The sequence below is a fragment of the Egicoccus sp. AB-alg6-2 genome (assembly GCF_041821025.1).
Classification (GTDB): domain Bacteria; phylum Actinomycetota; class Nitriliruptoria; order Nitriliruptorales; family Nitriliruptoraceae; genus Egicoccus.
This window is the reverse complement of the sequence record NZ_JBGUAY010000007.1, coordinates 200,151-212,074: the sequence shown is the minus strand read 5'-3', so window position 1 is coordinate 212,074 and position 11,924 is coordinate 200,151. Positions and strand designations below refer to the sequence as shown.

Below are 11,924 nucleotides of genomic sequence, written 5' to 3'. Positions count from 1 at the left end.
GCCCATGTCCACCTCCCCCGCCCCCACCTCCCCCGCCTCCACCTCCCGCCCCGACGCGCCGGCCGTCGCACCGCTCGAGCTCGGTGGGCTGTCGGTGTGGCCGCCGGTCGTCCTGGCACCCATGGCGGGAGTCACCAACGCCCCGTTCCGGACCCTGTGCCGTCGCTACGGCGACGGGCTCTACGTCTCCGAGATGATCGGCGCCCGCGGCCTGGTCGAGGGCAGTGCCACCTCGCAGTGGAAGGCGACGTTCGCGCCCGGCGAGACACCCCGGTCGATCCAGCTCTACACCATCGACCCCGATGACGCCGCCGCGGCCACGTCTCTGCTGGTCGAGCGTGGGGAGATCGACCACCTCGACCTCAACTTCGGCTGTCCCGCGCCGAAGGTGACCCGCCACGGTGGCGGCTCGGCCCTGCCATGGCGCACGGACCTGTACGCCGCCATCATCGCGGCCACCATCCGCAGCGCCGGCGACGTCCCGGTCACCGTCAAACTGCGCAAGGGCATCGACGAGGACCATCTCACCTACCTCGAGGCCGGCCGCATCGCCGCCGATCTCGGCGTGGCTGCCATCACCCTGCACGGGCGGACCACCGAGGAACGCTACGGACCACCCGCGGACTGGAGCGCGATCGGCCGCCTGGTCGAGCACGTCCCCGAGGTGCCGGTCCTCGGCAACGGCGACATCTGGGAGGCGGCCGACGCCCTGCGCATGGTCGCACGGACCGGGTGCGCCGGCGTGGTGGTCGGCCGCGGCTGCCTCGGGCGCCCGTGGCTGTTCCGCGACCTGCAGGCCGCCTTCGCCGGTCGGCCGATCCCCGCCCCGCCGGATCTCGGGCAGGTGTGCGACCTGCTCGTCGAGCATGCGGAACTGCTGGTGCAGATGCTGGGCCCCGACGTCGGCATCCGTGAGTTCCGCAAGCACCCGGGCTGGTACCTGCAGGGCTTCCCCGTGGGCGGTGAGCTGCGTCGCGCGCTCAACCAGGTCGCTTCGCTCGACGAGTTGGGCGACCGGCTGGCGGGACTCGACCGTCGGGTGCCCTTCGACGAGGCCGTCCGCCGTCAGCCCCGCGGCCACACCGACAAGCCCAAACGCCCCAACCTGCCGCAGGGCTGGCTCGACTCCCGCGTCCACGGCGGACGCCTCGACGCCGGCGCCGCCGCCCTGGTCTCCGGTGGTTGACCGGGCGGCCGATTCGCCGGCACCCGCCGCCGCTCCGGCGACGGGAGGGCTGGTGCTGGCCTCCGGCAGCCCACGTCGCGCCGCGCTCCTGGAGCGTCTCGGCCTGAGACCCGAGATCCGGCCCTCCGATGTCGACGAGACGCCCCACGACGCGGAGACCCCCGCCGACCTGGTGCGCCGCCTGGCGGCGCTGAAGGCCATGGCCGCCGAGGCGGGCGACGGCGAGGTCGTCGTCGCGGCCGACACCGAGGTGGTGCTCGACGGCGCCGTGCTCGGCAAGCCGAGCGACCGTGCCGACGCGCAGGCCATGCTGCGCGCGCTGTCCGGCCGCGCCCACGAGGTCCTGACGGGGGTGGCGACCCGCAAGGGCGCACTCGTGCACGTCGACGTCGTGCGCACCACGGTGGTGTTCCGCGACCTCACCGACCGCGAGATCGCGTGGTACCTCGACACCGGCGAGCCCTTCGACAAGGCCGGCGCTTACGGCCTGCAGGGTGCAGGCGCGGCCCTGGTGGCACACCTCGAGGGTTCGGACACCAACGTCGTCGGGTTGCCGCTGGCCGAGACCGTCGCACTGCTGCGCCTGGTCGGCATGGACGTGCTCGCGCCCGGGTCCTGACACGCGACGTTCGGACGGGTCAGGTCCGCAGGTAGCTCGCGCCGTTGGCATCGACGATCGCGCCGGTCGCGTACTCGGTCCCGGGCGTGGCGAGGAACACGACCAGCCGTGCGATCTCGTCGGGGTCGGCGGCCCTCCCCAGCGGCGACTGTGCGCGCACGGCGTCCCCGTCGGGTCCCTGCAGGTGGGCGGCGGCCATGTCGGTCTCGACGAATCCCGGCGCGACCGTGGTGACGTAGATGCCGTGGGGTGCCAGCGCCTGCGCCAACGACTGGCCGAGGCTGTTGAGCCCCGCCTTGGACGCGCCGTAGGCCGGATGGTCGGGCTCGCCGCGGAACGCCCCACGAGAGGAGACGTTCACGATGCGACCTCCACCGGCGGCCACCAGGTGCGGCACCGCCTGGTGGATCAGGTTGGCCGGGCCCAGCAGATTGGTCGCGATGGTCCGTCGCCACGCGGCCTGCCAGCCGTCGTAGTCGACCGCGGTGATGCGGTGCTCCTCGAAGATGCCGGCGTTGTTGACCACCACGTCGAGGCGGCCGGCGTGATCGACCGCGCCGGCCACCAACGCGGCGACGGCGGCCGGGTCGGCGAGGTCGGCGGCCAGTGCGACGTGGCCCTCGCCGGCGAGGGAGCCGACGGTCTCGTCGGCTGCCTGCGCATCGGCGCGGTAGTGGACGACGACTCGCGCACCAGCCGCTGCGAACCGACGACACACCGCACGGCCGATGCCGCGCGAGCCGCCGGTGACGAGCACCACCCGACCTTCGAACGCCTGGCCGTCCATCACGTCTCCTGTCGTCGACGGGCGACGCTAGCGGGACGTGTCGCCGCTCAGCCCGGGGTCGCCGTAGCGCTCCAGCAGGCGGCCGACCGGATCCCACAGCGCCGTGCGCGGCTCGTGGCGGTGGTAGGCGTCGGCGAGCGTGCACAGCGCGGCGCGCAGCTCACGTTCGTCGGGGCCGAGGTCGAGCTCGGCGGCCTCGCCGTCCATCGCCAGCAGCGGGACGGTCGCCCGGCTGGCGGCGTCGGCCAGCAGGTCGAGCAGGATCTCCTTCTGCCGCACACGTGCCGCCTCGTCGGGAAAGTCCCGCCCGTCGGGCCACAGCACGTCGACCGTCCCGTCCCACAGCGCAGCCAGGGCCGGGCTCGCATGGACCTGCAACGACGTCGCCATGACCGGCGCGTCGGCGGTCCGTTCCCGCTCCAGCGCCCGTTGCACGGCGTGGACCACACCGTGCAACGAGGGGTCCGACATGCTGTAGCCCACGAACACGAGGTGGTTGGTCAGCAGCAACATCTGCAGCACGCCGGCCAGCGCACCGCGCTCAGCCCCGAAGTCCAGCAGCTGCGTGCGGGTCAGCAGGGGGTCGCCTCCTTCGTCGCCGAGGCTGCCGTGCAGCTTCACCAGCCGACGCCCACCGCCCGGACGCGGCACGATCGAGACCGACGCACCGGTTGCCTCGCACGCACGCTCGTAGCCGCGGTCGTAGTTGGTCGTGATCGCGTCCCGCGCACCGATGTTGGCCAGCTCGACGTGGAGCAGGGACAGCCGTTCGACCGCGAGCCGCTCGTCGAGCCGCTGGCGCAACGCCGCCCCGCCACCGGGATCGAGGTTGGCGATCACCTGCGCGCGGGCGAAGGGATCGGCCATGTGCAGCTGGTCCTGGGCCGACAACTGCCGGAACAGCTGCGCCGCACCGGGCGGCGCGAGCTCGTCGAGCAGCGCGGCCCAGTCGGGTTGACCTGCCGCACGGCTGACCCCCGATCCGAAGAAGGGCACGAGCCGGCCGCGGGCGGCGCGTCCGTGCAGCTGCTGGAGCGACCCGGCCGCGGGCACCTCGCGGACGTGGCCGTCCACGACCCGTCCCTGGCGCCAGCGACCGAAGACCTCCTCGGCGTAGCCGGTTCCGGCGCGGCGCTGCCACAGGCGCCGGCGCCAGTGCCGACACAACGCCTCGGTGGTCGCCGACCAGGCCACGACCACGACGTCGATGCCGAGCTCGTCGACGACGCCGTCGAGACGCTCGAGCAGTGCGCTGACCACGGCGCCGGGACGGGTACCGAGCCCGTGCTCGCCGGTGCCGACGACGGGCAGGCCGACCAGGGGCCGCGATCGGCCCGAAGCAGCGCCGGCCACGGCGGCGGCCTGCACGAGGAAGGCGTCGACCCGCTCGAGCAGTACCTCGAGCGTGCGAGCGACGGCGTCGTCTCCCGCTCCTTTCCGGTGCAGGCCGGCGGTCGCCGCCAGCCAGACCCGGGGACGTCCGGGCTGCGCGTCGGCCTCGACGTCGAGCAACAGCGGCTCGTCGGGCCAGGAGGCGGGAGCGGCCGGCGGGGTCCCCACCAGGGTTCGCCAGGCACCGGTCACCGACAGGTCGATGGTGGTCGGCACGAGGACCGCGTCGCACGCCAACTGCGTCAGATCACCGCGAGCGATGAACACGTGACCAGGTTCGCGCATCGGTCCCCCTCCGAATCATCGAAGCTACTGCGGCCGAGGGCTTCAGGACCCCGGCATCACGGCCGACAGGGACACCGGTTCTGCCGACCGGCCGGCGATCCCGTGCCGGGGCAGACGACCGTCCCCCCGTGTCAACCTCCTGTGGAGTGACATGTACCGCCACTCGTTGGAAGGGCTCGCTCCGGGCGAGGTCCTGGCCAAGACCATCTACGACGACGGCGGTCGTCCCCTGCTGACCGCGGGGACCCGACTGAACGCGGCCTACATCCGCGCGCTCCGCAAGCGCGGACTGATGTCGGTCTACATCCGCGACGGCCTCGCCGACGACGTGGTGCCCAACGACCTCGTCAGCGAACAGGTCCGCGCCACCATCACCGGCCACGTGGCGACGACCTTCACCAGCATCGCGATGGTGGCGGAGGAACGGGGCAGCGGTCCCGGCGGCGTGCCCGGCATGGTCGACCGGCTCGGGGAGCAGCCGCTCGAACTCGACACCAGGGGGCAGAAGGCGATCGCCGAGCTGTACTCCGACATCGAGTACCTCATCAGCGAGGTGCTCGAGAGCGACAGCGCCGCCGGGCTGGAGTCCCTCAAGACGCACAGCTCGTACACCTTCGAACACTCCGTGGACGTGGCGGTCGTCGGGGTCCTGCTCGGCCGGCGGCTGCAGATGCCCTACGACCGTCTGCGCGAGCTCGCCCTGGGCTGCCTGATGCACGACATCGGCAAGACCTACATCGACCACACCATCCTGGACAAGGCCGGCAAGCTCACCCCCGACGAGTTCGCCGTCATCCAGCAGCACCCCTACCTCGGCTTCGAGCTGCTGCGTCGGATGCCGTTCAAGAGCCTCTTGCCGGCGCACGTCGCCTACCAGCACCACGAGAAGCAGAGCGGTGGCGGCTATCCCCGCGGCCTCGTCGGCGACAACCAGATCGGCTCGCGCACGATGCACGAGCGGGTCGGGGCCGGCAGGATGCTGCTGATCGCGGAGATCGGCGCCGTCGCCGATGTCTACAGCGCCCTCGCCTCCGACCGGCCCTACCGGCGGGCGATGCCCTCGGACCAGATCGCCGCCACGTTGTCGCAGATGGCCGGCAAGCATCTCAACAAGGAGATCGTCGGCTGGCTGCGACGGCTCGTGCCGAGCTATCCGGTCGGCACCTGGGTCGAGATCCAGTTCGGGAGCCGGTGGGCCGGCTACCGCGGGGTGGTGACGTCGGTGCCGTTCACCAGCGTCGACGAGCCCTGCATCCGCCTCGTCCTCGACGCCAGGGGCGAGCAGATGACGGATCCCGTGGAGCTCGACACCCGCGACGTGCCCGACCTGACGTTGATGTCGCTCACCGACGAGGACCTCCCCCCGCATCTGCGAGGGCGGGATGCGCGGGCGGGTCGTGCCAGTCGGGCCCGGTGACGTCGCCGTCGCCGAACGCGGTCAGGTCGGCAGTCCGGCGGGATGCACCACCTGGCGGACCGTGTGGCCCTCAGCGAGGTCGTCGAGCGCCTGGTTGAGGTCCTCGAGTGCCAGCGACGCGCTGTGGATGCGGTCCACCGGAAGGCGTCCTGCCCGCCACAACGCGATCAGGGCCGGGATGTCGCGCTGCGGCACCGCCCCGCCGAGGTAGCTGCCCGTCAGCGTGCGGGCCTCACCGACCAGCTGGGCGGCGGAGACGGTCAGCTGCTGGCTCGGGTGCGGCAGTCCGATGGCGACCGTCGTGCCGCCGCGGCGGGTGACGGCCCACGCGTCGGCGAGCACCTTCGCCGAGCCGACGGCCTCGAAGGCGTGGCGGACGCCGCCGGGCACCGCCTCACGGACCAGCTCGACGACGTCGCCGCCGGTGTCGGGGCCGGGCGGACCGAACGTGTGGGTGGCGCCGAGTTCGCGCGCGAGCCGTTGCTTGGCCGGCACCGGATCGATCGCGACGACCGGGTGGGCGCCGGCCACGACCGCGCCGAGCACCGCCGAGAGCCCGACGCCGCCCAGGCCGAACACCGCCACCGACTCCCCCGGCCGGACCTGCGCGGTCGAGAGCACCGCGCCGGCGCCGGTCAGCAGCGCGCAGCCGAACAGTGCCGCGGTCGCGAACGGCACGTCGTCGGGCACGACCACGACCGAGCCGCGGTCGACGACGACGTGTTCGGCGAAGGCGGAGACCCCGAGGTGGTGATGCACCTCGACGCCGTCGAGGTGGCCCCATCGGCGCCCACCGCGCAGCAACGCCCCGGCGGTGTTGGCCGCGGCTGCCCGCTCGCACAGTGCCGGTCGGCCGGCGGCACACTCGGCGCAGCTGCCGCAGCGGGGCACGAACACCAACACGACGTGGTCGCCGGCGTGCACGTCGGTCACGCCCGCGCCCACCTCGAGCACCTCGCCGGCCGCCTCGTGCCCGAGCACCATCGGCGTCGGACGTGGGCGGTTGCCGTCCACCACCGACAGGTCCGAGTGACACAGGCCAGCGGCCTGGACGCGCACGAGCAGTTCGCCCGCCCGGGGCGGCGCCAGGTCGAGGTCGTGGATCTCCAACGGTCGGCTGTCGACGTACGGCCGCGACCGATCCGTCGCAACCAGCACGGCAGCACGCGTTCGCATCCCGGGTCTCCCTCGCCGGCGACGCGCGCACCCTAGGGCCGCGACCACCGCAGGGACCACCGGTTCGGAGCGCCGGACTGGTCCGAAGTGGTCAAGTCGGACCACGGACGTGCCGATAGGCCAGCCAGGAGCGCGGGGGAACGGGCAGTAGCCGAGGAAGAGCGGTGGAGCAAACCGACCAGTGGTCGATCCGGGTGGAGCAGCTACGGCCGCCACCGGGAACAGCCGTGCGGTCGTCCCGGGGCCGTGGCCCGCGCCGTCGCCGCCGTGGCCGGCCCTCGATGCCCGCGGGCGCACGGCGCTACCTGCCCCTCATGGTGGTCGTCTTGGGCCTGTGGTTCGCCGGAGACGCGCTCCCCGCCCCTTCCGATCCGCCGGATCCCATCACGCTGGCTCGCCAGTCCGAGCAGCTGGGCTGGAGCCAGCCCGCCGACAACGCCGCGATGGCGATGGACGTGTTCAACCGCGTCAACGACGAGCGGGCGGCACGCGACCTTCCGCCGCTGGTGTGGCACCACGGTTTGGCGACGCTGGCCGGGAACTGGTCGGTGACGATGATCGAGGAGGTGTACGAGCACTCCCCCGAGCGCTATCTGGCCCACCCGGACTTCATCGCCGCCGGCGAGAACATCGCGATGGGGCAGCGGGACACCGCCGAGCTGCACGTCGGTTGGATGGAGTCCGACGGCCACCGCGCCAACATCCTGCTGCCGGAGTTCACGGCGATGGGCGTGGGGATCGTGTGCCGTGCCGACGGGCGGATGTGGGCGACGCAGGTGTTCGGGGTGGGGCGCGGCGCGGCCGTGTCGGCGGAGCCGGCCATGCCACCCGCCGAGCCGATCGTGCGTCGCGACGGCGGCATCGCCTGTCCGCGCACGGAGCGGCTGTTCCCCTTCGGCTGAGGCCGTCCGGGCCGCGCGTCAGGCCGCACCGAAGACGTAGTGGGTGCGGTGACGGTACGCCTGGCCCGGCTCGAGGATGATCGAGGGGAAGTCGGGCTGGTTGACCGCGTCCGGATAGCCCTGCGGCTCGAGACAGAACGCGGTGTGGACGGGGTAGGGCACGCCAGCGCGCCCGACGACCGAGCCGTCGAGCATGTTGCCGCTGTAGAACTGCACCGCTGCCTGGTCGGTGTGCACCTCCAGGGTGCGCCCGGTGGTCGGTTCGGTCACGCGTGCCGCCAGACGGACCTCACCCGTGCCGTCGCCGAGCACGAAGTTGTGGTCGAAGCCGCCCGCAGGCGGTTGGGTCAGCTGCGGTAGCCGGTCGCCGAGGCGGGTCGGCTCGCGCAGGTCGAGGGGCGTGCCGGCCACCTCGGCGATCTCGCCCGTCGGGATCAGTTCGTCGTCGGTCGGGGTGTAGCGCTCGGCGAGGACCTGCACCCGGTGGTCCCCGATCTCGGTGACCGGGTCGCCGGCGAGGTTGAAGTAGGCGTGGTTGGTCATGTTGACGGGCGTGCGTGCGTCGCTGGTGGCGTGGTAGGTCACCTCGAGCCGATTGCCGACCACCTCGAAGACCGCGCGGACCTCCAGTTGCCCGGGGTAGCCCTCGTCGCCGTCGGGCGAGGTGTGGGTGAGCTCGAGCCGGTCGTCGCCGACGTCGGCGACCTCCCAGACGACCCGGTCGAAGGCGCGCTCCTCACCGCCGTGCAGGTGGTGGGGCCCGTGGTTGGCGGCCAGCCGGTAGGTCGTGCCGTCGAGGACGAACGTGGCGCCGCCGATGCGGTTGGCGACCCGACCGACCGTGACTCCCAGGTGCGGGTTGGCCGGGTCGGCGTAGCCGTCGACGCGGTCGTGCCCCAGCGCGATGTCAGCTGACCGCCCGTCACGGTCCGGTGCGCGCACGGCGACGATGGTGGCCCCGAAATCCGTGACGTCCACCTCGAGGCCAGCGCCGACGAGGCGGAACCGGCGGGTGGAACGGCCGTCAGGGGTGGTTCCGAAGTCCGTGGCGGTCACGAGATGGCTCCTGGGGGGTGGCGGAAGTGGGAGGCGGACGCCCCGTCCACGCCTCACCGGGTCCGCGACTCTACGAACTTTCCGGGAGGCGGGCAGGAGCCTGGGCCGGCGGCGACGAACCCCTCCATGGAGCGCCCCGCACACCGATGCGGCAGCGGCGCTCGCGAGGGCCCCCGGTGCACGGGCACGTCCCGGTCACGTGCGCCCGAAGTCGGGTCCGATCCCGGGGGGTCGGTGGCTGCCCCGCCACCGGCCCCCGCTCGGGGCCTTCGCTCCCCGCGCTCGTCACCGGTGCACGCCGACGTGCGCGGATGGCACCGGTCGGGCGGCCGGGCACGGCGCCGAGGCGTCGGGGCTGCGGGTCTAGCGTGGGGCGCCAGGCACTGCGTCCTGTCCACCGATCGAGGTCCTCCGTGTCGTCGCCAACCACGCCGTCGTTCGGCAAGCTCGCCCTCGCCGCCACCGGCGGCGTCCTGGTGGCCCGCGGGCTACGTCGGCTGCCGACTGCCCGGTTCGCCGGCATGAGCGGCACCTCGATCGCCGGACCGAGCGCGGCCGGATGGGTCACCGACTTCCTCAACGCCGCCTACTACCGCCGTGACCCGGCGGAGCGCACGACCGCGGACCTGCGACTGGCGTTCGGCATCCTCACCACCCGCTGGCACCGCACGGGGGCCGGCCGTCTGCACGCCGCCGACGTCACCGCCTTCCACCGCGCCTTCGGTCGGGAACGGTTCGTCGACGACGCCGACAGCCCGCGGGGGACGCTCAACACCCAACAGCTGCACGAGGGAGCGGCGCGTCTGTTCGGCGACTGGTTCCTCGACGCGTGGCACGACCCGGTCCGGCGGGCCTACGGCATTGCGTTTCCCGAGCCCGCCGACCGCGACGCGTACCTGCCCGAACTCCGCCTCGACCACGCCAAGCTCGGCGGCATCACCCCGCCACAGGCCGCCGCGGCCGAGCAGACCTGGCACACCTATCCCCCGGTGCGGCTCGGGGACGCGTCGGCGGCCGAGATCGCCGTCGAGCTGCTGCTGCGCCCGGAGACGTGGCCCGACTACGGCTCTGAGCTGGGCCGGTTCACCCCGGTGCGCTCCGGCGGGCTCGAGGGTCAGACCTTCGAGATCGAGGTCGTCGGCGAACCGGTCGGGCCGGTGCCGCTGCTGCTGCGCGCCTACGTGACCGTCACCGAGGTGCTGACCGCCGGCGACGCCCTCACGCTCCACCTCGAGCGTCTCAACGACACGTTCGCCCGTTACACGCCCTTCGATCCCCGACCCCTGCCCGAAGGCGCGCAGGGGGTCGCGCTGATCGAGTTGACCACGCACGCCGGCCACTTCCTCGGCCGCGCCCGCAACCGGCTGCTGGTGTTCACCTCCGAGGGCCAGGCCTGGGTCCGCGCCATCGGGAACTGGGACCCGCTCGACTGGCATCTCGACCGGCTCTACGCCGGCATGGGCCGCCACAGCCAGCACGCCTTCTGGGGCATGGGACAATCCGAGGAGTCGGTCCTCCACCAGCTCGCCGGGGCCGTCGCGGACCAGGACGCGCACGCATGAACCGCTACGACGCCATCGTCGTCGGTGCCGGCCCGAACGGGCTCGCCGCCGCGATCACGCTCGCCGAGGCCGGCCGGGACGTCGTGCTCTGCGAGGCCGCCGACGCCCCCGGCGGCGCCGTACGGACCCAGGAACTGACCCTGCCGGGCTTCCAGCACGACACGTTCTCCAGCGTCTACCCCGCGGGCATCGCCTCGCCGGTGTTCGCGCGCTGGCCGCTGGCCGACTTCGGCCTCGAGTGGGTCCAGCCGGCGGTGTCGATGGCGCACCCGTTCCCCGACGGCGACGCGGTCGCCCTGCACCAGTCGCTCGAGCGCACGGCCGCGTCCCTGGACGCCTCGCGGCCCGGCGACGGCGCCGCGTGGGAGCAGTTCGCGGCCCCGTTGCTGGAGGTGTTCCCACAACTGCGGCGCACCCTCATCGGCGGCTGGTTCCCCATCGTCGGGCCGGCCGGGCTCCTGGCCCGTCACGGGTTGCAGGGCTCGCTCGAGTTCGCCAGGGTCGTGTTGGCCTCCGCACGCACCTTCGCGACCGAACTCTTCGCCGGACCACGGGCCCAGGCCTGGCTCGCCGGGTCGTGCCTGCACGGCGACGTCGCCGCCGACGACGCCGGCAGCGCGATCACGGGCACCTACCTGCAGCTGCTGGGCCACGCCGTCGGGTGGCCCTCCCCCCGTGGTGGTGCGCAACGGCTGGCCGACGCGTTGGCCGGCTACTTCGAGCACCTCGGCGGTGAACTGCGTGTCAGCAGTCGCGTCCAGCGCGTCGTCACCGCGGGAGGCCGGACCGCGGGCGTCGAACTCGCCGACGGCGAACGGCTGCGCGCCAACGTCGTGGTCGCCGACGTCCTTCCGGCCGGCCTGATGGCCCTGGCGGGCGACGCGCTCGGGAGCAGCTACCGCGCCCGTCTCGGGCGCTACCGCTACGGGCCGGCCACCGTGAAGGTCGACTGGGCCCTCGACGGCCCGACCCCGTGGACCGCCGAGGAGGCACGTGCCGCCGGCACCGTCCATGTCGGCGGCCACCTCGACGACCTCGTCGACGCGCAACGCGAGGTCGGCGCCGGCCGACTGCCGGACCGTCCCTTCCTGCTGTTCGGGCAGCAGACCGTCGCCGACCCCACCCGCGCGCCCGACGGGAAGCACACGGCCTGGGCCTACACCCGGGTCCCGCAGACCTACCGCTTCGACCCAGGTGGGGTCGACGCGTTCGCCGACCGGGTCACCGAGCAGATCGAGCGCTTCGCTCCCGGCTTCGCCGACCGCGTCCTGGCCCGCCACGTCATGGGCCCCGACGACCTCGAAGCCCGCAACGACAACCTCCCGGGCGGGGACGTCGGCGGCGGGTCCTACGCCATCGACCAGCTCATCTTCCGGCCCGTGCCAGGCCTGTCGCCGTACCGCACCCCGGTCGAGGGCCTCTACCTCGGCTCGGCCGCGACGTTCCCCGGCGGCGCCGTCCACGGCGCGTGCGGCCACGCCGCCGCACGGCTCGCGCTGGCCGAGGGCCGCGTCCGCCGCTGGCTGTGACGGTCGGGCGGCG

General features: G+C 73.4%; 10 protein-coding genes. 6 read left to right on the top strand and 4 right to left on the bottom strand.

Going from position 1 to position 11,924, the window contains the following annotated elements; all coding sequences use genetic code 11:
• The first annotated feature begins 4 nt into the window (after positions 1-4).
• Both dusB and ACERMF_RS14595 read left to right on the top strand, forming a co-directional pair.
• Positions 5-1,186, top strand: coding sequence for a tRNA dihydrouridine synthase DusB (dusB, locus tag ACERMF_RS14600; RefSeq protein ID WP_373669843.1), 1,182 nt, complete (start codon positions 5-7; stop codon positions 1,184-1,186).
• A gap of 49 nt (positions 1,187-1,235) precedes the next feature.
• Positions 1,236-1,805: a nucleoside triphosphate pyrophosphatase gene (locus ACERMF_RS14595; protein WP_373669914.1), complete on the top strand. Its 570-nt coding sequence runs from the start codon at positions 1,236-1,238 to the stop codon at positions 1,803-1,805.
• 19 nt (positions 1,806-1,824) lie between these two features.
• On the opposite strand, the gene ACERMF_RS14590 is transcribed toward ACERMF_RS14595, so the two are convergent.
• Both ACERMF_RS14590 and ACERMF_RS14585 read right to left on the bottom strand, forming a co-directional pair.
• On the bottom strand, positions 1,825-2,592 hold the full coding sequence (locus ACERMF_RS14590) for an SDR family NAD(P)-dependent oxidoreductase (protein WP_373669842.1): 768 nt from the start codon (positions 2,590-2,592) through the stop codon (positions 1,825-1,827).
• Between the two features lie 27 nt (positions 2,593-2,619).
• Positions 2,620-4,269 (bottom strand): SIR2 family protein, encoded by a 1,650-nt coding sequence (locus tag ACERMF_RS14585; RefSeq protein ID WP_373669841.1) that lies wholly within the window; start codon positions 4,267-4,269, stop codon positions 2,620-2,622.
• Between the two features lie 151 nt (positions 4,270-4,420).
• Here ACERMF_RS14585 and ACERMF_RS14580 point away from each other — a divergent pair, with 151 nt between their 5' ends.
• Entirely contained in the window at positions 4,421-5,686 is a 1,266-nt protein-coding gene (locus ACERMF_RS14580; protein ID WP_373669840.1) for an HD-GYP domain-containing protein, read from the top strand.
• A 21-nt stretch (positions 5,687-5,707) separates the two neighbouring features.
• Here the strand turns inward: ACERMF_RS14580 and ACERMF_RS14575 are convergent, their stop codons facing one another.
• Positions 5,708-6,862, bottom strand: a complete 1,155-nt coding sequence (locus tag ACERMF_RS14575; RefSeq protein ID WP_373669839.1) for an alcohol dehydrogenase catalytic domain-containing protein — start codon at positions 6,860-6,862, stop codon at positions 5,708-5,710.
• A gap of 281 nt (positions 6,863-7,143) precedes the next feature.
• On the opposite strand from ACERMF_RS14575, the gene ACERMF_RS14570 reads away from it, so the two are divergent.
• The gene (locus ACERMF_RS14570) at positions 7,144-7,764 is read left to right on the top strand and encodes a CAP domain-containing protein (protein WP_373669838.1); all 621 of its coding nucleotides are present in this window, start codon (positions 7,144-7,146) and stop codon (positions 7,762-7,764) included.
• A gap of 18 nt (positions 7,765-7,782) precedes the next feature.
• Here ACERMF_RS14570 and ACERMF_RS14565 read toward each other — a convergent pair whose 3' ends face one another.
• Positions 7,783-8,820 carry an aldose epimerase family protein gene (locus ACERMF_RS14565; protein WP_373669837.1) on the bottom strand — a complete coding sequence of 346 codons (1,038 nt, stop codon included), beginning with the start codon at positions 8,818-8,820 and terminating at the stop codon, positions 7,783-7,785.
• Positions 8,821-9,233: 413 nt separating this feature from the next.
• Between ACERMF_RS14565 and ACERMF_RS14560 the strand changes: the two genes are divergently transcribed.
• Positions 9,234-10,382: a hypothetical protein gene (locus tag ACERMF_RS14560; protein ID WP_373669836.1), complete on the top strand. Its 1,149-nt coding sequence runs from the start codon at positions 9,234-9,236 to the stop codon at positions 10,380-10,382.
• Entirely contained in the window at positions 10,379-11,911 is a 1,533-nt protein-coding gene (locus tag ACERMF_RS14555; RefSeq protein WP_373669835.1) for a phytoene desaturase family protein, read from the top strand. The genes ACERMF_RS14560 and ACERMF_RS14555 overlap by 4 nt, the downstream gene beginning before the upstream one ends.
• Positions 11,912-11,924: the final 13 nt, after the last annotated feature.

Bases quoted from the DNA above. Each gene is read 5' to 3' on its own strand.
- dusB (WP_373669843.1), top strand. From the start codon at position 5: ATGTCCACCTCCCCCGCCCCCACCTCCCCCGCCTCCACCTCCCGCCCC.
- ACERMF_RS14590 (WP_373669842.1), bottom strand. From the start codon at position 2,592: ATGGACGGCCAGGCGTTCGAAGGTCGGGTGGTGCTCGTCACCGGCGGC.
- ACERMF_RS14585 (WP_373669841.1), bottom strand. From the start codon at position 4,269: ATGCGCGAACCTGGTCACGTGTTCATCGCTCGCGGTGATCTGACGCAG.
- ACERMF_RS14580 (WP_373669840.1), top strand. From the start codon at position 4,421: ATGTACCGCCACTCGTTGGAAGGGCTCGCTCCGGGCGAGGTCCTGGCC.
- ACERMF_RS14575 (WP_373669839.1), bottom strand. From the start codon at position 6,862: ATGCGAACGCGTGCTGCCGTGCTGGTTGCGACGGATCGGTCGCGGCCG.
- ACERMF_RS14570 (WP_373669838.1), top strand. From the start codon at position 7,144: ATGCCCGCGGGCGCACGGCGCTACCTGCCCCTCATGGTGGTCGTCTTG.
- ACERMF_RS14555 (WP_373669835.1), top strand. From the start codon at position 10,379: ATGAACCGCTACGACGCCATCGTCGTCGGTGCCGGCCCGAACGGGCTC.